The following is a 21,633-nucleotide window of genomic DNA, read 5'->3' as shown; positions in this document are numbered from 1 at the left end:
GCGCTTGCTTAGCGGGCATGGACTGGTTGTACTGGCGAGTAATATCTCGTTCGGAGCGCGAGTCGCCCCGACCGGGATCCGCCGTCAGGGGCGCCTATGCTGCCTGCAAGAAGGCAGCCAGAAATTGACCGATTGCAGTAGGAGAGCCGGCGTGAGCTTGAGGATCGTTGTCACTGTGAAGTACGTGCCCGACGCCACTGGCGACCGGCACTTCGCCGATGACCTGACCGTCGACCGTGACGACGTGGACGGTCTGCTCTCCGAACTGGACGAGTACGCGGTCGAGCAGGCGCTGCAGATCGCGGAGGACGCCGACGACGCCGAGGTGACGGTGCTGACGGTGGGTCCGGAGGACGCCAAGGACGCGCTGCGCAAGGCGCTGTCGATGGGCGCCGACAAGGCGATCCACGTCGAGGACGACGACCTCCACGGCACGGACGCCATCGGCACCTCGCTGGTGCTGGCGAAGGCGGTCGAGAAGGCGGGCTACGACCTGGTCATCTCCGGCATGGCCTCCACCGACGGCACCATGGGCGTCGTGCCCGCGCTGCTCGCCGAGCGCCTGGGCGTCCCGCAGGTGACGCTGCTGTCCGAGGTCTCCGTCGAGGACGGCACGGTCAAGGGCCGCCGTGACGGCGACGCCGCCTCGGAGCAGCTGGAGGCGCGGCTGCCGGCGGTCGTGTCCGTGACCGACCAGTCGGGCGAGGCGCGCTACCCGTCCTTCAAGGGCATCATGGCCGCGAAGAAGAAGCCGGTTCAGTCCTGGGACCTGTCCGACCTCGACATCGAGGCCGAGGAGGTCGGCCTGGAGGGCGCGTACACCGCGGTCGCGGTCGTGACCGAGCGTCCGGCCCGTACCGCGGGCACGATCGTCAAGGACGAGGGCGAGGGCGGCAAGCAGCTCGCCGAGTTCCTCGCGAGCCAGAAGTTCATCTGAGCCCTGAGCTCGGCATCGCTGACCGCCCCTCATACTTCGCAAGCAGGAGAGAAGAAGTCCCATGGCTGAAGTTCTCGTCTACGTCGACCACGTGGACGGTGCCGTCCGCAAGCCCACCCTGGAGCTGCTGACGCTGGCCCGCCGCATCGGCGAGCCCGTCGCCGTCGCCCTCGGCAACGGTGCCGCCGACACCGCTGCCGCGCTCGCCGAGCATGGCGCGGTGAAGGTCCTCACCCACGAGGGCGCCGAGTACGCCGACTACCTGGTCGTCCCGAAGGTCGACGCGCTGCAGGCCGCGTACGAGGCCGTCTCCCCGGCCGCCGTGCTGGTCCCGTCCTCCGCGGAGGGCAAGGAGATCGCCGCCCGTCTGGCGCTGCGCATCGGGTCCGGCATCATCACCGACGCCATCGACCTGGAGGCCGGTGACGAGGGCCCGGTGGCCACCCAGTCGGTGTTCGCCGCGTCCTTCTCCACCAAGTCCCGTGTCTCCAAGGGCACCCCGGTCATCACGGTCAAGCCGAACAGCGCCGCCGTCGAGGCCGCCCCGGCCGCCGGCGCGGTCGAGGCGCTGGCCGTTTCCTTCTCCGACCAGGCCACCGGCACCAAGGTGACCTCGCGCACGCCGCGCGAGTCGACGGGCCGTCCGGAGCTGACCGAGGCCGCGATCGTCGTCTCCGGCGGCCGTGGTGTCGGTGGCGCGGAGAACTTCGCGCTCATCGAGGCGCTCGCGGACTCGCTCGGCGCGGCCGTCGGTGCCTCGCGTGCCGCGGTGGACGCGGGCTGGTACCCGCACACCAACCAGGTCGGTCAGACCGGCAAGTCGGTCTCGCCGCAGCTGTACGTGGCCTCCGGCATCTCCGGCGCGATCCAGCACCGCGCGGGCATGCAGACCTCGAAGACCATCGTGGCCGTCAACAAGGACGCCGAGGCACCGATCTTCGAGCTGGTCGACTACGGCGTCGTCGGCGACCTGTTCGACGTCGTCCCGCAGCTCACCGAGGAGATCAAGTCCCGCAAGGGCTGATCGTCCGCAGGCCGTACGAGGCCCCCGTGACCGGCGACGGTCACGGGGGCCTCGGCTCATCCCAGGGTCAGCGTGGCCTGCACGGGCAGATGGTCACTGGGGAACTGGCCGTCCAGCGCGAAGGTGTTGATGTCGGCCCGGTGCACGATCACGCCCGGCGTGGCCAGAATCCAGTCGATCCGGTCGCCGTCCGGCGTCAGCGGCCGGTAGCCGTGGAAGGTCGCGTACAGGTCGCCGCGCTCGGCGGCCGTCTCCCAGGTGTCGGTGAGGCCGGCGCCCAGCATGGTGTCGTAGACCGGGTCGCGGTGCGCGGCGACGTTGAAGTCGCCGGTCACCAGCAGCGGCAGCGAGCGGTCCAGCGCGGCGACGCGCTGCGCGATCAGTGCGGCGGCACGCGCGCGTGCGTCCTGGCTGCGGTTGTCGAGGTGGGTGTCGAGGAAGTAGAACTCCCGGCCGCCGTCCCGCAGATCGCGGAAGCGGACCCAGGTCACCATGCGGATGGAGCCGCCGCCCCAGGTGTTCGAACCGATCACGTCGGGGGTGTCGGACAGCCAGAAGTGGTCGTACTCCACCGGCGTGAGGCGGCGGGTGTCGTAGAAGACCGCCATGAACTCGTCGCGACTGCCGCCCGCGCGGCCGGTGCCGATCCAGTCGTGGTGCGGGCCGAGGTCGGACTCGATGTCCAGCACCTGCCGGTACAGGCCCTCCTGGGTGCCGATCAGATGCGGGCGCTCGCGGCGCAGCAACTCGCGCATCACCGGTCTGCGCGTGGTCCAGCTGTGGGGTTCGGTGGTGCTCGCGAAGCGGAGATTGAAGGACATGGTCCTCAGCCGGCGGTCGACGCGCCTCACCGGCCGCTCGGTGCCGCGTTCCTCCGCCGAGGCGGCCGACAACGACAGTGCTGTACTGGAGAGGGGCAGGGCGATCGCCGCGGCCAGCGCGCTCTTCAGGCCCAGACGGCGGGTGACTCGGCTCCGGTGGGGCACAGGGGCTCCTTCGGTCGGTGCGGCCGGGTGACAGGGCGTACCGAAGTGTTCTACCGCTTCATGAGATGAGCGTGAACATGCCGATAGGTCCGGGTGGCCCGAGAGGGAAGTGGTGTTGACCGGGCAGAGGTCCGCGGATAACTTCGCTCAACGGATTGTTGATTCCGTAGAGCGGAATACGGGAGGCTGTGGGATGGGTCAGGGCCAGGAGGAGCAGGTCGCGACGAGCCTCGCGGGCAGGGTGAGCGAGGAGATCAGTGCCTTCCTCGCCCCCGTCGACGCCGAACTGGAGCGCCGCTACCCCGGGGACCCGGGGACCCGTCAGCCCGTCCACACCGTCTACGTACCCGGTGACGCGTTCGCCGCCGACACCGTCCGGTCCTGGGGTGACCGGGCACTCGCCGCCCTCGACGAACACGCGCCGGACGCCGCCTCCTTCGCCGCCGTCCTCGGGCTCCGCGAGGACCTCGCGGAGCCCGTGTACGCGCGTGTGCGCGCCAAGCTGGAACGCGAACCCGTCGAAGACCTCCGCGTCGACTTCGAGGACGGCTACGGTTCCCACCCCGATGCGGTGGAGGACGAGTCGGCCGCCCGCGCGGCCCGGCTGATCGCGCAGGCGTACGAGAACGGGACCGCCTCGCCGTACATGGGCATCCGCATGAAGTGCATGGAGGCGCCGGTACGGGACCGTGGCATCCGCACCCTCGACATCTTCCTGACCGGCCTGATGCGCGTCGGCGGCCTGCCCGACGGGCTCGTGCTCACCCTGCCCAAGGTGACCTGTCCCGAGCAGGTCACCGCCATGGTCCGGCTGCTGGACGCCTTCGAGGAGGCGCACGCCCTGGAGGCCGGACGGCTCGGCTTCGAGATCCAGATCGAGACCAGCCAGGCCATCCTTGCCGCCGACGGCACCGCCACCGTCGCCCGGATGATCCAGGCCGCCGAGGGCCGCGCCACCGGCCTGCACTACGGCACCTTCGACTACAGCGCCTGCCTCGGCGTCTCCGCCGCCCACCAGGCCGGCGACCACCCCGCCGCCGACCACGCCAAGGCGGTCATGCAGGTCGCCGCGGCGGGCACCGGCGTACGCGTCTCGGACGGCTCCACCAACGTCCTGCCCGTCGGCCCCACCGCGAAGGTCCACGACGCCTGGCGCCTGCACTACGGTCTCACCCGCCGTGCCCTCGCCCGCGCCTACTACCAGGGCTGGGACATGCACCCGGGCCATGTCCCGACCCGGTACGCGGCCGTCTTCGCCTTCTACCGCGAGGGTTTCGAGCAGGCCGCCGCCCGCCTCGCCCGCTACGCCGGCCGGACCGGCGGCGACGTCATGGACGAGCCCGCCACCGCCAAGGCGCTCAGCGGCTATCTGCTGCGCGGCCTGGACTGCGGCGCCCTCGACATCGGCGAGGTGGCGCGGCTGACCGGACTGACCCGGGCCGACCTGGAGGGCTTCGCGGCGCCCCGGCGGGGCGACCTGACGGCGTCCGCCGGGTAGCCGACGGGTCCGCTGCGGACGACGCGCGTCCGGCAACCGGGGCGACGGCCGTACCGGCCCGAGCGCCCCGGAAGGGTGCCTGCACCGTGCGGACCTCGGAGTCGCCGTCACGCAGGCGCCCGCCCGCGCCCTCCGGTGGCCGCTCCTTCACCCGATGCCGAATCGGTCGATCTCGCGGGCCCGGTCCGTGGGGAGCCGTGGGTGTCGTGATGATCGACCGCGCGCGTACGGCCGTGCGGCTCCGGACGGCGACGCCAGGCCATCGCGGAGCGGGCGAGGACGGAGGCGGCGAGGACGGAGGGGGCGAGGACGGAGGGGGCGAGGACGGAGGGGGCGAGGACGGAGGGGGCGAGGACGGAGCGGGCGAGGGCGGCGCCTGAGCCGAGCCGCGCGAACGCCCGGTCGAGCCGCCGCGCGTCGGCCGGCCCCGGAGCGGGCGCTCGCTCAGACCGCCGGGGGCAGCTCCCCCGAGCCACGGGTGATCAGCCGGGTCGGCAGTTCGATCCTCTCCGGGAGGGCCGGTGAACCGTCCAGCTGACGGAAGAGGCGCTGGGCGGCCGTCCGCCCCAGTTCCGCCGCGTCCTGGGCCACTACGGTGACGCCGGGCCGGAGCAGGTCGGCGAGCTCGATGTCGTCGAAGCCGACGAGCGCGACCTGGCGCGGATGCTCGGCCAGGACCCGGATCACCGTGACCGTCACCCGGTTGTTGCCGGAGAAGATCGCGGTGACGGGAGAGGGGCCGGACAGCATCTCCTCGGCCGCCCGCCGCACCCGCAGCGGGTCCGTGGCCCCCAGGGACATCCAGGGACCCTCCACCCTTATGCCGGCGTCCTCCATCGCCGCCCGGTAACCGCGCAGACGCTCGGCGGCAGTGTGGATGCGGGGCATGTCGCCGATGAAGCCGATCCGGCGGTGCCCGTGCGCGATCAGATGGGCGACGCCGCCCCGGGCGCCGCCGTAGCTGTCGGAGAGGACCACGTCGGCGTCGATCCTTCCGGCCGGGCGGTCCACGAACACCGTGGCGACGCCCGCCTTCAGTTCGGGCTCCAGATAGCGGTGGTCGTCACCGGCCGGGATGATCACCAGCCCGTCCACCCGCCGCGCGCACAACGCCAGCACCAACTCCTGCTCACGCTCCGGGTCCTCGGCGCTGGAGCCGTTGAACAGCAGAGCGCCGTGCGCGCGGGCCACCTCCTCCACGGCGCGGCTCAGCGGGCCGTAGAACGGGTCGGCGAGGTCCTCCAGCACCAGTCCGATGCTCGCCGTACGGCCCTTGCGCAGTACGCGCGCGCTGTCGTTGCGGCGGAAGCCGAGTGCCTCGATGGCCTCCTGGACGCGGCGTTCGGTCTCGGGGGTCACCCCCGGTTCCCCGTTCACGACCCGGGACACCGTCTTCAGTCCGACGCCGGCGCGGGCCGCCACGTCCTTCATGGTGGGCCGGTTTCCGTAGCGGTTTCCGGCGAGGCGGTGGGTCTCGGGCACGGTGACCTGTCCTGTCCTGTGGTCCGTGGGGATGCGTGGGTCCATGGTTTGTACGAGGATGTGGCGTCGAGCATAGAGCCTGGACAACGTTGTCAGCAGCGGGAGAGACTGTCCCCCGCACTTCCCGGCCCCCGCCCCACCGCAGGGTCGGGCCAGCCCATTTCCCAAGGTTGACGGGGGATCCCACACTGATGCACACCGACCTCGTGGCCGCGCTCGACATAGGCGGCACCAAGATCGCAGGCGCGCTGGTGGACGGCGGCGGCCGGATCGTGGTGCGCGCCCAGCGCCCCACACCCGCCCAGAAGGACGGCGACACCGTCATGCGGGCCGTCGAGGAGGTGCTCGGCGAGCTCACGGCCTCACCGCTGTGGAGCCGCGCCGACGCGGTCGGCATCGGCAGCGCGGGCCCGGTGGACGCCTCCGCGGGCACGGTCAGCCCGGTGAACGTGCCCGGCTGGCGCGACTATCCGCTGGTGTCCCGGGTCCAGGCGGCCACCGGCGGACTGCCGGTCGAGCTGATCGGCGACGGTGTGGCCATCGCCGCCGCCGAGCACTGGCAGGGCGCGGCGCGCGGCCACGACAACGCGCTGTGCATGGTCGTCTCCACCGGCGTCGGCGGCGGACTGGTCCTTGACGGAAGACTCCATTCCGGCCCGACGGGCAACGCCGGTCACATCGGCCACATCAGCGTGGACCTCGACGGTGACCGGTGCCCGTGCGGTGCGCGAGGCTGCGTGGAGCGCATCGCCAGCGGCCCCAACATCGCCCGCCGCGCGCTGGAGGGCGGCTGGCTGCCCGGCCCGGACGGCGACACCTCCTCCGCCGCCGTGGCCGCCGCCGCCCGTGCGGGCGACCCGGTCGCCGTGGCCTCCTTCGCACGCGCCGCCCAGGCCCTGGCCGCCGGTATCGCGGCCACCGCGACCCTGGTCGAGATCGACATCGCCGTGATCGGCGGGGGAGTGGGCAACGCGGGTGACGTCCTCTTCGCGCCGTTGCGCAGGGCTCTCGCCGACTACGCGACCCTCTCCTTCGTCCGCCGACTGACCGTGGTGCCCGCCCAGATGGGCACCGACGCGGGGCTCGTGGGCGCGGCGGCGGCGGCGCTGAGCAGGAGGGCGGAGGCCGCGGCGGCGGGGGTGTGAGGCGGAGGCAGGAACGTTCACCCGGGCGCCGGCGTACAGGGAACGGGTAAGAGTTGCGTGACCCCGGACCGGGTCCGTCAGTTGAGCGGGGCATGAAGAAGCGCAGCATGCTCGCCATCGCCTCCCTCGCCACCGGCTTCGTCGTCGCGGCGGTCACCCCTTCGCACGCCGTGGGTGACGGGCTGAGCAACATCAACGTCGGAGACACCCTCCAGACGCTCGACGACACGATCGCCAACGACAGCCTGAAGCTGGACAAGGCCCCCCTCGTGGGCGACCAGGGCGAGAAGGCCGACGGCAAGCAGGGGCAGAAGGGCAAGCCGGCCGACAAGGCCGGCGGCAAGAAGGACCCGAAGGCCAAGGCCGGTGGCAAGGCCGGCGGCAAGCAGGGCAACAAGGGCCACTGAGACGGCCGACAGCCGCACGGCGAGGCGCCGGCACCCGGGAAGCGGGTGCCGGCGCCTCCGCTTGTGCACCCTCAACTGGGGCTGGTTTCCGTGGCAGGGTGGAGCGGGCAAGGCACAGGGGGCCAACAGAAGAGGGGGAACCGTGATCGTCTGGATCAACGGGGCGTCCGGTGCGGGGAAGACCACCACCGCACGGGAACTGATCGACCTGATCCCGAACAGCACGCTCTTCGACCCCGAGGTCATCGGCGGCACACTCGCGCACCTGCTGCCGGCCAAACGCCTCGCCGAGGTCGGCGACTTCCAGGATCTGCCGATCTGGCGGCGCCTCGTCATCGACACGGCGGCCGCGATGCTCGCCGAACTCGGCGGCACCCTCGTCGTGCCGATGACCCTGCTGCGCCAGGAGTACCGCGACGAGATCTTCGGTGGCCTCGCCGCCCGCCGGATCACGGTCCGGCATGTTCTGCTGGCCCCGGACGAAACGATCCTGCGCGAACGCACGGCGGCCCCCGAGACACCGCAGGACCTGCCCGACGGCGAGATACGGGTACGGCAGTGGACGCAGGACCACATCGAGCCGTACCAGGCCGCCATCGCCTCCTGGCTCGCCGCCGACGCCCATCCCGTCGACAACGGCGCCCTCACCCCGTGTGAGACCGCGGCCCGGATCGCCGAGGCCGTCGGCTCGGGTGCCGTACCCGTGTGCGACATCGTGCAGACGCCCGAACCCACCGCCGAGACCCTCGCCGCCGGCGTCCTCCTCTTCGACGAGCAGGACCGCGTGCTGCTCGTCGACCCGACCTACAAGGCCGGCTGGGAGTTCCCCGGCGGTGTCGTCGAACCCGGCGAGGCGCCCGCCCGCGCCGGCATCCGCGAGGTCGCCGAGGAGACCGGACTCCAGCTGGACGACGTCCCGCGCCTGCTCGTCGTCGACTGGGAGCCGCCGGCCCCTCCCGGGTACGGCGGGTTGCGCCTCCTCTTCGACGGCGGGAGCCTCGACTCCGCGGCGGCCCGGGAACTGCTGCTGCCCGGCCCCGAACTGCGGGGGTGGCGCTTCGTCACCGAGGAGGAGGCTGCCGGGCTGCTGCCGCCGAACCGCTACGAACGGCTGAGGTGGGCCCTGCGGGCCCGGGAACGCGGGAAGCCGCTGTATCTGGAGTCGGGAACCCCGGTCGGGAGGTAGGGCCCCGGGGCGGGCGACCGACGGTGACGTCGCTCGCGCGTCCGCCCGCGAGGGCGCAGGTGTGACGCGGGATTTGGACGGGTGGGCCCGTAGCCGGACGCGGGGCCGGCCGCCGGTCGCGCCGGGCTACGGGCCGGGGCTCAGCTCGCCGCGTAGTTGCGCAGGAACTCGGCCTCCGCGACCGACAGCCGCTCCAGTTCCTCGGGCGACACGCTCTCGTTCAGCGCGTGGATCTGCGCCTCGGGCTCACTCAGGCCGATGAGCAGGATCTCCGCGCGCGGGTAGAGCGCGGCGAGGGTGTTGCACAGCGGGATCGAGCCGCCCTGGCCGGCGTACTGCATCTCCTCACCCGGGTACGCCACCGCCATCGCGTCGGCCATCGCCTGGTACGCCGGGCTCGACGTGTCCGCCCGGAACGCCTGCCCCTGGCCGATCTGCTCGGTGCTCACCCGGGCACCCCATGGCGTGTGCGCCTCGATGTGCGCCTGGAGCAGCTTCGTCGCCTCGGCCGCGTCCACGCCCGGCGGCACCCGCAGGCTGACCAGCGCACGCGCGCTCGCCTGCACGGACGGGGTGGCGCCGACGACCGGCGGGCAGTCGATGCCGAGGACGGTCACGGCAGGACGCGCCCAGATCCGGTCGGCGACCGTACCGGAACCGATCAGCCGGACGCCGTCCAGCACCTTGGCGTCCTTGCGGAACTGCTCCTCCTCGTACCGCAGTCCCTCCCACCGCGCCTCGGAGTCCAGTCCGTCGACCGTCGTCGACCCGTCCTGCGCGCGCAGCGAGTCCAGTACGCGGATCAGCGCCGCCAGCGCGTCGGGCGCGGCACCGCCGAACTGCCCCGAGTGCAGGTTGCCCTCCAGCGAGTCGACCCGCACCCGCACGAGGGTCATGCCGCGCAGGGTCGAGGTCACGGTCGGCAGTCCGACGCGGAAGTTGCCCGCGTCGCCGATCACGATCGTGTCCGCCTCCAGCAGCTCCGGGTGCTCCTCGGCGTAACGCTCCAGGCCGCCCGTGCCCATCTCCTCCGAGCCCTCGGCGATGACCTTGACGTGCACCGGCACACCACCGTTGGCCTTGAGGGCGCGCAGCGCCAGCAGGTGCATGATCACGCCGCCCTTGCAGTCGGCGGCGCCACGTCCGTACCAGCGGCCGTCGCGCTCGGTCAGCTCGAAGGGCGGGGTCGTCCAGCCGGCCTCGTCCAGCGGCGGCTGCACGTCGTAGTGGGCGTACAGCAGCACGGTCCTCGCGCCCTCCGGCCCGGGGAGGTAGCCGTAGACCGACTGCGTGCCGTCCGGGGTGTCGAGCAGCGCCACGTCCTCGAAGCCCTCGGTCCGCAACGCGTCCGCGATCCAGCGGGCCGCGCCCTCGCTCTCGCTGCGCGGGAACTGGTCGAAGTCCGCCACCGACTTGAAGGCCACCAGTTCGGCGAGCTCCTCCTTCGCCCTGGGCATCAGCGAGGCGACGGTCTCGGCAACCGGATTCGACGTCATGGGCACGCTCCTCGTAGGTGCGACGTTGTACTTCTGTGTACGGGTTGTGTACAGGTCTGTCTGTACCGGACCTTGTACGGTCCGCGTGGTCGGCGGCTGCCACAGGTGCCGCACCGACCGCGTGAGTGTAGGCGTGCCCCGGTGTACGGGGCGCATACGGTGCCGATCCTCCCACAGCGGCCCGCGGCGATCACCGCCGTAGGATGCGGGGGACAGATCGGCAGGCGGCGGATCGGGAGCAGCAGACCATCGTGAGCAGCGACAACTCTTCGGCGGACGACGGGCAGCAGGTGTGGGACGTCGTCGTGGTGGGCGCGGGACCGGCGGGGGCCTCGGCGGCCTACGCGGCGGCGGTCGCGGGACGACGTGTACTGCTGCTGGAGAAGGCCGAACTGCCCCGCTACAAGACATGCGGCGGCGGGATCATCGGCCCCTCGCGCGACGCACTGCCCCCGGGGTTCGACCTGCCCTTCAAGGACCGTGTGCACGCGGTCACGTTCACCCACAACGGCCGCTTCAGCCGCACCCGGCGTTCCCAGCGGATGCTCTTCGGCCTGATCGACCGGCCCGAGTTCGACCAGCAGCTCGTCGAGCACGCCCAGAAGGCGGGCGCCGAGCTGCGTACGGGCGTCACGGTGTCGCGGGTCGAGCAGCACGGGTCGGCGGTGCCGGACCGGCGCAGCGTCGCCGTCGTGCTCCAGGGCGGTGAGACGCTGCTGGCCCGGGCCGTGGTCGGCGCGGACGGCAGCGCCAGCAGGATAGGCGCGCACGTCGGGGTCAAGCTCGGCCAGGTGGACCTCGGCCTGGAGCTGGAGATCCCGGTGCCGGACACCGTCGCGGAGGACTGGAGGGGACGGGTCCTCATCGACTGGGGACCGATCCCGGGCAGTTACGGATGGGTCTTCCCCAAGGGCGACACGCTCACGGTCGGCGTGATCTCCGCACGCGGTGAAGGCGCCGCGACCAAGAGGTACTTGGAGGACTTCGTCGGGCGGCTGGGCCTCGCCGGCTTCGAGCCGAGCATCTCCTCCGGCCATCTGACCCGCTGCCGCGCCGACGACTCGCCCCTGTCACGCGGGCGCGTGCTGGTGTGCGGGGACGCGGCCGGGCTGCTGGAGCCATGGACGCGGGAGGGCATCTCGTTCGCCCTGCGGTCGGGGCGGCTGGCGGGGGAGTGGGCGGTGCGGATCGCGGAGGCCCACGACGCGGTGGACACGCGCCGGCAGGCCCTCAACTACGCGTTCGCCGTCAAGGCCGGGCTGGGCGTGGAGATGGCGGTCGGCAAGCGGCTGCTGACGGCGTTCGAACGCAGGCCCGGGCTCTTCCACGCGGTGCTCACCGGGTTCCGGCCGGCATGGAGGGCATTCCAGGACATCACGCGCGGCGCCACGTCGCTGGGCGAGATGGTCCGCACGCGACCGATGGCCCAGCGCGCCTTGGCCGCGCTGGACCGACGCGGTGGGGGCGGGGGCGGGGTGACGGACGCCGGTGCGGCGGGGACCGCCGCGACCGGCGTCGGCACTGCCGCGGGCGCATCGGCTGAGGGGGATATGGACGGCGCCGACGAGGCCCGCTCCTGATGTCGGCCTGAGGTCCGACTCGGCGGCCGGATCGGCTTTCTCAGGCGGGTCCGCGGCGCGCCGCGCTCGGGGAGTCCGCTGTGCGCGGCGCCCGGGGAGGTCAGTTTCCGAGGTCCGTGGGGGCTGTCGCGTCCGTGTAGGTGATCGCGAAGACAGGGTGGTCGGGGGCGATGCGGCGCAGCTCCTCGTCGGAGGAGCCGGGGCCGACGCCGTTGAAGAAGACGCCGACTTCGGCCTTCCAGCGCTTGAGGTAGGCGCGCAGCAGGGCGGGCTTGTCGTCGTCGGCGACCTCGGTCGCGGCGAAGACGTCCGCCTTCTTGCCCAGCCGCAGCTCGCCACCGCCCGCGGCACGCATGTTGTGTGTCCACTGGACGTGGCCGCGAGGGGCGACGAGGTACTGCCGGCCGTCGACGGTCAGCAGATTGACGGGGGTGGTGCGCAGGGCGCCGCTCCGGCGGCCGCGGACGGCGAGGACCCGGGAGCCCCAGACGCTGACGCCGCGGCGGGTGAGCCAGGCGACGGCCCGGTTGAGGACGTTGACGGTGAACCAGCCGGGCTTCTGGACATGCGTGGGCATGCGGGGCTCCTGGGAGGGAAGGGGGAGCGGTGCTCTCGCTCTCGCTTGAGGCCAGTTTGGGGGAGAGCGCCGCTCCAAAGCAAGAGCAGTGCTCTCTTTCTGTTCTGGGCTCGGAGTTTGAGGCGTGCGTCGGGCTGCGGCTTGGGGTGTGTGTCGGGTCGCGCCTTGGGTCGTGCCGTGAGCGCCGCTCCAGTCCGTGAATGCCGCTCCCGTCCGTGCGCGCCGCTCCCGTCCGTGCGCGCCGCTCCCGTCCGTGCGCGCCGCTCCCTTACGAGAGCGGTGCTCGCGCTCCGGTTCGTTGCGGCAGCACCGCCCCCTCGGGTCCCTTGCGAGAGCGTTGCTCACTTTCGTGTGCACTGCTCCAAAACATGGAAAACTCTGCCCATGACCACCAGCAGCACGCCCCTCGGCGCCCGGGCCCGAGCCCGGATCGAAGTCACCGCGGCCATCAAGGACGAGGCCCGCAGACAGCTCGCGGCCGAGGGCGCCGCGAAGCTCTCCCTGCGCGCCGTGGCCCGCGAACTCGGCATGGTCTCCTCCGCGGTCTACCGGTACTTCCCCAGCCGCGACGACCTCCTCACCGCGCTCATCATCGACGCCTACGACTCCCTGGGCGACACGGCCGAGGCCGCACATCGCGAGGTCGCCGACGCCGCCCCGCTGGATCGCTGGATGACGGTGTGCGAGGCCGTGCGCGGCTGGGCGTTGACGCATCCGCACGAGTACGCGTTGATCTACGGTTCCCCGGTCCCCGGCTACACCGCACCCCGGACCACCGTCCCGCCCGCCGCGCGCGTCGGTCACCTGCTCATCGGCATCGCACGGGACGCGCACGCGGGGCCGGGTGTGGCGAAGCCGCGGCTGGCGGAGGAGTTGCGGCCCGAGGCGGTGCGGATCGCCGCCGATCTCGCCCCCGATCTGCCGCCCGAGGTCGCGGTGACGCTGGTGGCGGCGTGGGCGCAGTTGTACGGGCTGGTGGGCTTCGAGGTGTTCGGGCAGTTCACCAGAGTCGTGGAGGACCGCGAACCGTTCTTCCGGCAGGCCGTCGCCCAACTCGCCCATACCGTGGGCCTTGTGTACCCGCCGCGGGGCGCGGCGACGCAGTCCCTCCGGGGCACCGGCGCCCGCGGCGGCCGCAAGGGCGAACGGTCCGCACCCTGAAGTCGACGCGCAGCGTGCGCTGCCCGGCCCGAGGACATGCCTCGCGGACGTCGACCGCGTGGTCACGGGTGCCCGTCCGCCGAGAGGCCTGACCGGTCGCCGAGCGGCGCCGAAGCGCGGCGACCCCGGTCCGTGGCTGACCGCCCGGCCGGCGGGACCTCGGTCGGAAGCGGTCGCGCGACGCGCGGTCCGTCACGGGAGGACGCCGCCACCGGAGCGGCGGGTCAGCGGGTTGCGGGGACGGGTAGCTGGTCCGGCCAGGCGAAGGCGTAACGGGGGTCGCCCCCGCGGCTCAGCCGTACGTAGCGCAGGAGCTCGCGGACGATGCCCGCGGAGCCCATCGCCCAGCCGGTGCACGGTTCGAGGTCACTGGGGCTCGCCCGGTGCTCGACGTTGGACCAGCGGGCGCCGTCGGCGTCCCGGACGGCCCGGGCGGCCAGATCCGCGACGAGTACCTGGGCGAAGTCGTGGGGGTCGTCCTGTTCGGCGATCCGGTCGCAGGCCAGGGCGAGGACGCCCGCGGTGCCGCAGCAGCGGCCGTTGTTGTCCCAGAACCCGGGGCGCAGCCGCTGGGGCAGACCGGAGTGGATTGTCGTGTGCCAGCAGCGGTCGGCGAGAGAGTGCCAGGCGGGGTCGCCCGTGACGTCCCGCAGGTGCCGGAAGACCTGGGCGTCGCCGGCCGGGCCGTGGCACCAGCCGTAGCTGATGGGCTCGACCACGTCGGGCCGGTACTGCGGGGTGGAGTGCGGCACAAGGAAGCCCTCCGGCCCCGCTTGGTCCCGCGCCACGACGTCCGCGGCACCGGCGAGCGCCAGCTCCACCAGGTCCGCCCGGTCGCCGGCACGGCCGACCCTGGCCAGCGCCAGGACGATGCCGAGGGTGCCGTGCGAGATGTGGTGCAGTCGTGAGTCGGTGCCCGCGCGGTGGGGCCAGTGGACACCCGCCTGGGTTCGCTCGGCCGTCCGCAGATACGGCTCCACGGCGAGGACGGCCAGTTCGGGGTCACCGGCGGCCAGCGCGCCGAGGCCGATTCCCGCGTTGCCGCCCATCAGCTCGAACAACTCGCCCCAGCGCGTGCCGTCGAAGCGCGACCGTACGAGGTCGAGCGCACGGTCCGCGGCGATGCCCGAAGACGTGTCGCCGAGTTCCGTGTGAAGTGCCCGCAGGGCGAGGGCTGTTCCGGTGCGGCCGAAGTAGAGCGAATCGTCCTCGACGCTGTCGACGGCTTCCGTGAGGCCGTGGGCCGTACGCAGGGCGGTGTCGGCGAAGGCGTCGTCGCCGAAGTGCCGCCACGCCTCCAGGAGCACGGCGACGATTCCCGCCGTACCGGTGTACAGCGTGGAGTCGGGCCGGTCGGCGGACGGTCCGGTCCCCCAGGTGAGGCCTGGACCGGTGGCATCCCGTGCGGCCGCGATCAGCCATCGCAGCCCGTCAGCCGCCAGCGCCTCGATCTCGTCGACTGCCACGACGGTTGCTTCCGGTGCGGTCATGGGCCCCCCTTTTCATGATCCTTCGGTCCGCTCACCGCGAAGACGCACGTCAGCCGTACGCTGCTCAAGCTCGGTACGCGGGACCGGACCCAACCGGTGATGCCGGCCTACGAGTCGAGGCCGGTGCGTCCGGGCCGACCGGATTGACCGGCGTGCCGGAAACGGAGAAGCACGGCGACCACCCGTACGACGAACAGCGCCGGCGCGAGGACCAGTCCCGCACGGACCAGTGACGTCTCCACCGCGCTGGGCAGGTCGAAGAGCCAGGCCGGACCGGCGACCGCCCCGAGGACCACCACCGCCGCGAACGCCGCGCTGCACAGCGCGTACCCGATCTCGACGGTGATCGCGTCGCGCTCGGTCTGTGTCCGCCGTCCCCCGTAGCTCTCCATGACCGCATCAAACATGCGTGCGCCAGGCCGGGCAAGAGGGCCCCGCCGGACGCGCACCGAAGACGTCCCCCGGTGGCGAACCGGTACCACCCCGCCGCTCGCGGACGGGTACGCGCTCGCGCTCCGCCAGAGTTTCCGGCTTTGCCGAAGCCTCTGTCTCCGCCACCGTGAAACTGTGCGCGCCGGACATTTGATGCAAATGCAATTGATGTCGACGCAATGAATTTACTTCTCTGCTACGGTGCCGTCATGGCGGCGAAGAAGGCCGAGCAGGCGCTTGTCGAGCAGTGGCGGGACATCCTGGGACTGCACGCGCGCACCCAGTGCGAGATAGGGCGTGCCCTGCATCGACACGGCCTGTGCGCCAGTGACTTCGAGGTGCTCGATGTGCTCGCCGCCGGCTCCACGGCCGATGCCGGCGCCTGCGCCCTGCGGGTCCAGGAGATCTCCGAGCGCGTCCACCTCAGCCAGAGCGCGCTCTCGCGGCTGATCGCCCGGCTGGAGAAGGACGGGCTCCTGGAGCGCGCGATGTGCCCCGAGGACCGGCGCGGGGTCCGCGTGGCACTCACCGTGAAGGGGCGCGACCTGTACGGCGAGGTGCTGCCGGTGCAACGGGCGGTGCTGACCCGGATGCTGACGGACTGACAGGCGATCCTGCCGGGCGTCAGCTCCAGACGATCCCGGACTTCTCCCGCCACAGATCCGCGAGCGAGCGGTCCCCGTCGGCGCTGGGGAAGGGCAGCCGGTTCCAGAGCGAGAGGTAGAGCTGTACGGCCGGCCCCTCGATCTCGCAGTCGGCGGCACCGGCGTCGTCCCGCTCCGTCCGCGGCGGCTGCTCGGAGAGTCGTACCGTCCACACCGCGTCGTCGCTGTCGGTCGCCCGTACCCGCAGCACCCTGGGTTCCTCGGTGCGCACGGCGCTCCTGCGGCGGGAGTGGAAGCCGCGCAGCAGCTCGTCGATGCCGTCGACGGCGAACTCGGGGGCGATCTCGGCGCCCGTACCGCCGCGTGCGGCCTCCGCGTCGACGCGGTGCACGGTCGTCTCGTGCGCCTGCCGCCGCGCCCAGCACGCCAGCGGGGACGGCGCGGGCAGCACCTGCCAGCACCGCACGTCGGCAGGGGCGGCCGAGAGCGTCTCGACGAGCCGGCTGTGCCCCTCCCGGTACCAGTTCAGCAGTTCCTCACCGTCCAGACCGGGCAGTTCGCCGCCCGGCCGGTACGACGTCAGCGCCTCGGCGACGAAGGCGCTCGCCCAGCGGTGCACCATGCCGGTGTGCCGGAGCAGGTCCCTGACCCGCCAGTCCGGGCAGGTGGGCACCTCGGCACCGGTGCCGGCCTCGGCGGCGGCCGCGGCGAGCAACCTGCCCTCGCGGTCCAGGGTGTTGACGAAGTCGGCGGTCTTCATGCGGGTGAGTCTGCCGTACGGAGGGGGCTCGTGGGGGAGGCGGGGTGCCCGGCCGCCGACTCCCCGGCCTGGCCCCACGGGAGGTCCGGATGGCGTGCGGGTCGTCCGGCACCGGAGGTTTTGCGCCGCCAGGGGTGTGGGGGCGCTCTCACCCGTCGCCCACCTTGCGGGTGGCGAACCCGATCACCGCGGCGATCCCCGCGAGTACCGCCACGCTGGTGAGCGCCGTCGGGAGGGAGAACCAGTCGGCCATGAACCCGATGGCGGGCGGGCCGAGCAGCATGCCGCCGTAGCCGAGGGTCGAGGCGGTGGCGACTCCGCTCGGTCCGGCGAGCGCGCCGGCGCGTTCCACGGCGACGGGGAAGAGGTTGGCGAGACCGAGTCCGGCGATGGCGAAGCCGAGGAGCGCCGCCCACAGGGAGTTCGAGAGCGCGCCGACGAGCAGGCCGGCGGCCGCGATCGCGCCGCCGGCGACGACGGTACGGGTGCGGCCGAGGCGTTCCAGCAAGGCCGTGCCGCTCAGCCGTCCCACCGTCATGGCGAGGGCGAAGCAGGAGTAGCCCAGCGCCGCGACCCCGGCCGAGGCGTGCAGGTCCTGTTCCAGGTGCAGGGCGCCCCAGTCCGCGAGGGCGCCCTCGCCGTAGGCCGTGCACAAGGCGATGAGGCCGAAGACGAGCACCAGGCTCCTGGTCCTCGGGTCCGTCCGGCGGTGAGCCCGGGCGGCGGGGTGCGGGACGCGCTCCGGTGGGGCCGGCGGTTCGATGTGCAGCAGCACGGGTCCGGCCAGGGCGGTGACCAGCAGGCCGACGACGGTGAGGCCGAGCAGATGCCGGGTGGGGGACAGGGAACCCGCGACCAGCGCGCCGAGGCCGGCGCCGACCATGCCACCGAGGCTGTACGCGGCGTGGAAGCTCGGCATCACCGGGCGCCGCAGCGCGGTGACGAGGTCGACGGCGGCGCTGTTGAAGGCCACGTTGATGCCACCGTAGGCGGCGCCGAAGAACAGGAGGACGGCGCCGAGGGCCGGGGCGGAGTGGGTGAGCGGCGGCAGGGCCACGCTCAGGGAGAGCAGCACCGCGCAGACGACCGTCACGGGGTGGCTGCCGAAGCGGCGGCACAGGCGTCCGGTGAGCGTCATCGTCACCACCGCGCCGGCGGAGACGCACAGCAGGGCCAGTCCGAGGGTGCTCGCGGTGGCGTTCGTCTGCTCCTTGATCGCGGGGATGCGGACGACCCAGCCCGCGAAGATGAAACCGTCGAGGGCGAAGAAGGTGGTCAGGGCGATGCGGAGGCGGGTGAGGTCGTTGTCCGTGCTGCCCGGCACGGCACTGCGCGAACGGAGTTTGTTTATCAGCGGCACAAAATCAGGTTAAGTGGATGTCGGCGAGCGGGGCAAGGCAGGGGAGGGGAGCCCTGCCGTTCGCCACGGCTCTGTTCACCAGCCCCGTTCACCGCGATCCACCACGCCGACCGGCGTCTTGAGGCCGTTCTGAGGCGCTCGCGGATCCCGCACAGGTCGGGTGCGACGTCTGCTCGTTCGGGCCGTCCGGTCGTCATGCCCGACGGGCACGCCCGGAGAACCCTGTGCGACCACCCGGTGAATGACCGCCATGGCGGTGTGGTTAGCATATGAGCGCCACCTAGCTCGAAAGATAGGCCCGTGACGATCAACGACGACTCGTTCACCAACTGGAAGAACCGCGAGGAGATCGCGGAGTCGATGATTCCGATCATCGGGAAGCTGCACCGCGAGCGGGACGTCACCGTCCTGCTGCACAGCCGCTCCTTGGTGAACAAGTCGGTCATCAGCATCCTCAAGGCCCACCGGTTCGCCCGCCAGATCGCGGGCGCGGAGCTCTCGGTCACCGAGACGATGCCCTTCCTCCAGGCGCTGACCACGCTGGACCTCGGCCCGTCCCAGATCGACATCGGCATGCTCGCGGCCACGTACTCGGCCGACGACCGTGGTCTGAGCGTCGAGGAGTTCACCGCCGGGGCCGTCGCCGGCGCCATCGGCGACGACCGGGCGGAGCGCCGCGAGCCGCGCGACGTCGTCCTCTACGGCTTCGGCCGTATCGGCCGCCTCGTCGCCCGTCTGCTGATCGAGAAGGCCGGCTCGGGCAACGGCCTGCGGCTGCGTGCCGTCGTCGTCCGGGGCGGCGGCGATCAGGACATCGTCAAGCGGGCCTCGCTGCTGCGCCGCGATTCCATCCACGGCCAGTTCCAGGGCACGATCACCGTCGACGAGGAGAGCAGCACGATCTTCGCCAACGGCCACGAGATCAAGGTGATCTACTCCGACGACCCGACGTCGGTGGACTACACGGCGTACGGCATCAAGAACGCCATCCTCATCGACAACACCGGCAAGTGGCGTGACCGTGCGGGCCTGTCCCAGCACCTGCGGCCCGGCATCGACAAGGTCGTGCTGACCGCCCCGGGCAAGGGGGACGTGCCCAACATCGTGCACGGCGTCAACCACGACATGCTCAAGCCGGACGAGAACGTCCTGTCCTGCGCGTCCTGCACCACCAACGCGATCGTCCCGCCGCTCAAGGCGATGGAGGACGAGTTCGGGGTGCTGCGCGGCCACGTGGAGACCGTCCACTCGTTCACCAACGACCAGAACCTCCTGGACAACCACCACAAGGCCGACCGTCGCGGCCGTTCGGCGCCGCTGAACATGGTCATCACCGAGACCGGCGCCGCCTCCGCCGTCGCCAAGGCGCTGCCCGACCTCAAGGCGAGGATCACCGGCAGCTCGATCCGCGTCCCCGTGCCGGACGTCTCGATCGCGATCCTCAACCTCCAACTCGCCCGCGAGACCACCCGCGAGGAGGTCCTCGACCACCTCCGTGAGGTGTCGCTGACCTCGCCGCTCAAGCGCCAGATCGACTTCACCAGCGCCCCTGACGCGGTCTCCAGCGACTTCATCGGTTCGCGGCACGCCTCGATCGTCGACGCCGGCGCCACCAAGGTCGAGGGCGACAACGCGATCCTCTACCTCTGGTACGACAACGAGTTCGGCTACTCCTGCCAGGTCGTCCGCGTCGTCCAGTACGTCTCCGGCGTCGAGTACCCGACCTACCCGGCACCGGTCGCCTGACCCACCGGACACCGAGTCGACGCCCGGACCACCACCGCCCGTGGTCCGGGCGTCGGCGCGCCCCGCCGCCTGCGCGAGCGCGCGGAACGTCACCCGTTCCTCCTCCGCCGCTCCGCCCAGGGCCCCGCGCGTAGCGCCCGTGGTGACGAAAGCGGGCGAACCGGTCGGACCGGCTTGGCCGATCAGCTACTGGACGCGCCCCGGCACGTCCCTACTCTTTCCTTCATGACGACGACACAGCGCCCGGCGGTACGGACTTGACGGCGCGTCGCCCGAGACCGGCGCAGGAAGAGGCCCTTCACCGGCAGGCAACGCACCGATGCCCGTGGCGGCCATCTCCCGGTCAACATGCGCCGGTGCGGGGGCGGTTGTTAACCCACATGGCGGCATGGGGCCAACTGGCGAAGCGGTGGCTGTTGCCTGTGGCTCGGACCCTCGCGAGCATGACAACGACCAGAGCCGGACTCTCCCGTGTCGCCGCGGCCACCGCCGCGGCCCTGGCCATCCTGGCCGTCCCCACCGCTCAGGCCGCCCCTCCCGCTCAGGCCGCCCCTCCTGCTCAGGCCGCCCCCACCGCCGCACCTGCCCCCATCGCCCGGACCCTGCCCCTCGGCGACGCCGACCTGGCGGAGACCCGGACCAGCCGGCGCCTGGCCGGCGGTGTCACCCTCACCCGTATCGTCCGTGGCACCGAGCCCGCCCCAGCCGACCAGATCAACACCACGCCCCGCGGCCCCTGGGTGGTCAACGTCCTCACCATCGACCCCCGCAAGGCGCGCGGCCACCTGGAGGCCACCTACGGCCCCGACCTCGCCCGTACGGAGAAGACCACGGACCTCGTCCGCGCCTCCGGGGCGCTCGTCGGCGTCAACGCGTCCTTCTTCACGTTCACCGCCAACCAGCAGTACCCGGGTGACCCCGTCGGGCTCGGCCTGTACGGCGGCAAGCTCCTCAGCGAGCCGAGCAGTGACCCCGCCGAGGTCGACTTCGTCGTGGACTCGCGCACCGACCGGGTCGTCATAGGCAAGTTCAGTTGGTCCGGCAGCGTCCAGCACCGGGACACCGGAGCGAGCCTGCCGATCGAGTTCATCAACCACCCGCCCGTGATCCCGGCCGGGTGCACGGCCCTCCCGGACCAGACCCAGTGCACCCAGCCGGGTGACGTCGTCCGCTTCACACCCGAGTTCGCGGCGGCCACCCCGTCCGGCGCCGGTGCCGAGGTCGTCCTCGACGGGCGCGGCTGCGTGGTCCGCACGTCCACCACCCGGGGCACCCAGCTGACCTCGGGTCAGACCTCCCTCCAGGCGACCGGCCGTGAGACGGCCTCGCTCCTCCAGGTGGCGGGTGAGGGCTGCCTGCGGACCCGGTCCGACCTGGTGGACGAGAAGGGCCGGCGGCTGCCGGTGCACAGCGGTCTGACCGGCGTCAACGGCCGCTACCGGCTCACCGCCGCGGGCGCGATCGTCGTCCCGGACGGCACGGGCAGCTTCTTCGACCGCAACCCCCGCACCATCGGCGGCACCACGAAGGACGGCCGGATCGTGTTCGCGACCATCGACGGCCGGATGACCAGCAGCGTCGGCACCACCATGGACGAGACCGCCGCCGTCGCCCGGGCGCTCGGCATGCACGACGCGGTCAACCTCGACGGCGGCGGCTCCACCGCCATGTCCGTCCGGGGTGAGCTGGTGAACCGGCCGAGCGGAACCACCGAGCGGCCCGTCGGTGACGTGCTGGTCCTCCGCGGCTGAGTTCCGTCGT

At 72.2% G+C, this 21,633-nt stretch carries 20 protein-coding genes and 1 pseudogene; 13 read left to right on the top strand and 8 right to left on the bottom strand.

All coding sequences use genetic code 11. The annotated features are described in order from the left end of the window. Window positions 1–151 precede the first annotated feature (151 nt). Both ACWCPM_RS15725 and ACWCPM_RS15720 read left to right on the top strand, forming a co-directional pair. Entirely contained in the window at window positions 152–937 is a 786-nt protein-coding gene (locus ACWCPM_RS15725; protein ID WP_450976719.1) for an electron transfer flavoprotein subunit beta/FixA family protein, read from the top strand. Window positions 938–998: 61 nt separating this feature from the next. Continuing rightward, window positions 999–1,961, top strand: coding sequence for an electron transfer flavoprotein subunit alpha/FixB family protein (locus tag ACWCPM_RS15720; protein WP_450976718.1), 963 nt, complete (start codon window positions 999–1,001; stop codon window positions 1,959–1,961). Between the two features lie 56 nt (window positions 1,962–2,017). Here the strand turns inward: ACWCPM_RS15720 and ACWCPM_RS15715 are convergent, their stop codons facing one another. Then, entirely contained in the window at window positions 2,018–2,947 is a 930-nt protein-coding gene (locus ACWCPM_RS15715) for an endonuclease/exonuclease/phosphatase family protein (protein ID WP_450976717.1), read from the bottom strand. 193 nt (window positions 2,948–3,140) lie between these two features. On the opposite strand from ACWCPM_RS15715, the gene ACWCPM_RS15710 reads away from it, so the two are divergent. After that, on the top strand, window positions 3,141–4,445 hold the full coding sequence (locus ACWCPM_RS15710; RefSeq protein WP_450976716.1) for a DUF6986 family protein: 1,305 nt from the start codon (window positions 3,141–3,143) through the stop codon (window positions 4,443–4,445). A gap of 197 nt (window positions 4,446–4,642) precedes the next feature. Beyond that, window positions 4,643–4,825, top strand: a complete 183-nt coding sequence (locus tag ACWCPM_RS15705) for a hypothetical protein (protein WP_450976715.1) — start codon at window positions 4,643–4,645, stop codon at window positions 4,823–4,825. A 64-nt stretch (window positions 4,826–4,889) separates the two neighbouring features. Here the strand turns inward: ACWCPM_RS15705 and ACWCPM_RS15700 are convergent, their stop codons facing one another. After that, a complete protein-coding gene (locus ACWCPM_RS15700) occupies window positions 4,890–5,972 on the bottom strand; it encodes a LacI family DNA-binding transcriptional regulator (RefSeq protein ID WP_450976714.1) in 1,083 nt (360 codons plus the stop codon). Between the two features lie 146 nt (window positions 5,973–6,118). Here ACWCPM_RS15700 and ACWCPM_RS15695 point away from each other — a divergent pair, with 146 nt between their 5' ends. From ACWCPM_RS15695 to ACWCPM_RS15685, 3 genes are all read left to right on the top strand, one after another. Further along, window positions 6,119–7,072 (top strand): ROK family protein, encoded by a 954-nt coding sequence (locus ACWCPM_RS15695; RefSeq protein ID WP_450976713.1) that lies wholly within the window; start codon window positions 6,119–6,121, stop codon window positions 7,070–7,072. Window positions 7,073–7,164: 92 nt separating this feature from the next. Then, window positions 7,165–7,479, top strand: coding sequence for a hypothetical protein (locus tag ACWCPM_RS15690; RefSeq protein ID WP_450976712.1), 315 nt, complete (start codon window positions 7,165–7,167; stop codon window positions 7,477–7,479). Between the two features lie 142 nt (window positions 7,480–7,621). Continuing rightward, a complete protein-coding gene (locus ACWCPM_RS15685; protein WP_450976711.1) occupies window positions 7,622–8,665 on the top strand; it encodes an NUDIX hydrolase in 1,044 nt (347 codons plus the stop codon). Window positions 8,666–8,805: 140 nt separating this feature from the next. Here the strand turns inward: ACWCPM_RS15685 and ACWCPM_RS15680 are convergent, their stop codons facing one another. After that, the gene (locus ACWCPM_RS15680) at window positions 8,806–10,161 is read right to left on the bottom strand and encodes a M20/M25/M40 family metallo-hydrolase (protein WP_450976710.1); all 1,356 of its coding nucleotides are present in this window, start codon (window positions 10,159–10,161) and stop codon (window positions 8,806–8,808) included. Between the two features lie 251 nt (window positions 10,162–10,412). Between ACWCPM_RS15680 and ACWCPM_RS15675 the strand changes: the two genes are divergently transcribed. Beyond that, window positions 10,413–11,741: a geranylgeranyl reductase family protein gene (locus ACWCPM_RS15675; RefSeq protein ID WP_450976709.1), complete on the top strand. Its 1,329-nt coding sequence runs from the start codon at window positions 10,413–10,415 to the stop codon at window positions 11,739–11,741. 100 nt (window positions 11,742–11,841) lie between these two features. Here the strand turns inward: ACWCPM_RS15675 and ACWCPM_RS15670 are convergent, their stop codons facing one another. Further along, window positions 11,842–12,318, bottom strand: a complete 477-nt coding sequence (locus tag ACWCPM_RS15670; RefSeq protein ID WP_450976708.1) for a nitroreductase family deazaflavin-dependent oxidoreductase — start codon at window positions 12,316–12,318, stop codon at window positions 11,842–11,844. Between the two features lie 384 nt (window positions 12,319–12,702). On the opposite strand from ACWCPM_RS15670, the gene ACWCPM_RS15665 reads away from it, so the two are divergent. Continuing rightward, window positions 12,703–13,479 (top strand): TetR/AcrR family transcriptional regulator, encoded by a 777-nt coding sequence (locus ACWCPM_RS15665; RefSeq protein ID WP_450976707.1) that lies wholly within the window; start codon window positions 12,703–12,705, stop codon window positions 13,477–13,479. A gap of 224 nt (window positions 13,480–13,703) precedes the next feature. On the opposite strand, the gene ACWCPM_RS15660 is transcribed toward ACWCPM_RS15665, so the two are convergent. Beyond that, entirely contained in the window at window positions 13,704–14,969 is a 1,266-nt protein-coding gene (locus ACWCPM_RS15660) for a lanthionine synthetase LanC family protein (RefSeq protein ID WP_450976706.1), read from the bottom strand. A 27-nt stretch (window positions 14,970–14,996) separates the two neighbouring features. Between ACWCPM_RS15660 and ACWCPM_RS15655 the strand changes: the two are divergent. Further along, window positions 14,997–15,116: pseudogene (locus tag ACWCPM_RS15655) on the top strand (DNA-binding response regulator); the annotation flags it as partial. Here the strand turns inward: ACWCPM_RS15655 and ACWCPM_RS15650 are convergent. Continuing rightward, on the bottom strand, window positions 15,077–15,361 hold the full coding sequence (locus ACWCPM_RS15650) for a DUF6332 family protein (protein WP_450976705.1): 285 nt from the start codon (window positions 15,359–15,361) through the stop codon (window positions 15,077–15,079). The pseudogene ACWCPM_RS15655 and the gene ACWCPM_RS15650 sit on opposite strands and share 40 nt — an antisense overlap. Window positions 15,362–15,610: 249 nt before the next feature. Here ACWCPM_RS15650 and ACWCPM_RS15645 point away from each other — a divergent pair, with 249 nt between their 5' ends. Further along, window positions 15,611–16,006, top strand: a complete 396-nt coding sequence (locus ACWCPM_RS15645; protein WP_450976704.1) for a MarR family winged helix-turn-helix transcriptional regulator — start codon at window positions 15,611–15,613, stop codon at window positions 16,004–16,006. Between the two features lie 19 nt (window positions 16,007–16,025). On the opposite strand, the gene ACWCPM_RS15640 is transcribed toward ACWCPM_RS15645, so the two are convergent. Together ACWCPM_RS15640 and ACWCPM_RS15635 are read right to left on the bottom strand one after the other, a co-directional pair. Continuing rightward, entirely contained in the window at window positions 16,026–16,766 is a 741-nt protein-coding gene (locus ACWCPM_RS15640) for a maleylpyruvate isomerase family mycothiol-dependent enzyme (RefSeq protein WP_450976703.1), read from the bottom strand. Between the two features lie 148 nt (window positions 16,767–16,914). Next, entirely contained in the window at window positions 16,915–18,090 is a 1,176-nt protein-coding gene (locus ACWCPM_RS15635) for an MFS transporter (protein WP_450976782.1), read from the bottom strand. Between the two features lie 336 nt (window positions 18,091–18,426). Here ACWCPM_RS15635 and ACWCPM_RS15630 point away from each other — a divergent pair, with 336 nt between their 5' ends. Both ACWCPM_RS15630 and ACWCPM_RS15625 read left to right on the top strand, forming a co-directional pair. Further along, entirely contained in the window at window positions 18,427–19,872 is a 1,446-nt protein-coding gene (locus tag ACWCPM_RS15630; RefSeq protein ID WP_450976702.1) for a glyceraldehyde-3-phosphate dehydrogenase, read from the top strand. A 443-nt stretch (window positions 19,873–20,315) separates the two neighbouring features. Beyond that, complete coding sequence (locus ACWCPM_RS15625; RefSeq protein WP_450976701.1) at window positions 20,316–21,623, top strand: phosphodiester glycosidase family protein; 1,308 nt, start codon at window positions 20,316–20,318, stop codon at window positions 21,621–21,623. The last annotated feature ends 10 nt before the right edge of the window (window positions 21,624–21,633 follow it).

This window comes from Streptomyces sp. NPDC002309 (genome assembly GCF_053593375.1).
Note: the sequence above shows the minus strand (reverse complement) of the source record. Positions and strands in the feature narration are given on the sequence as shown.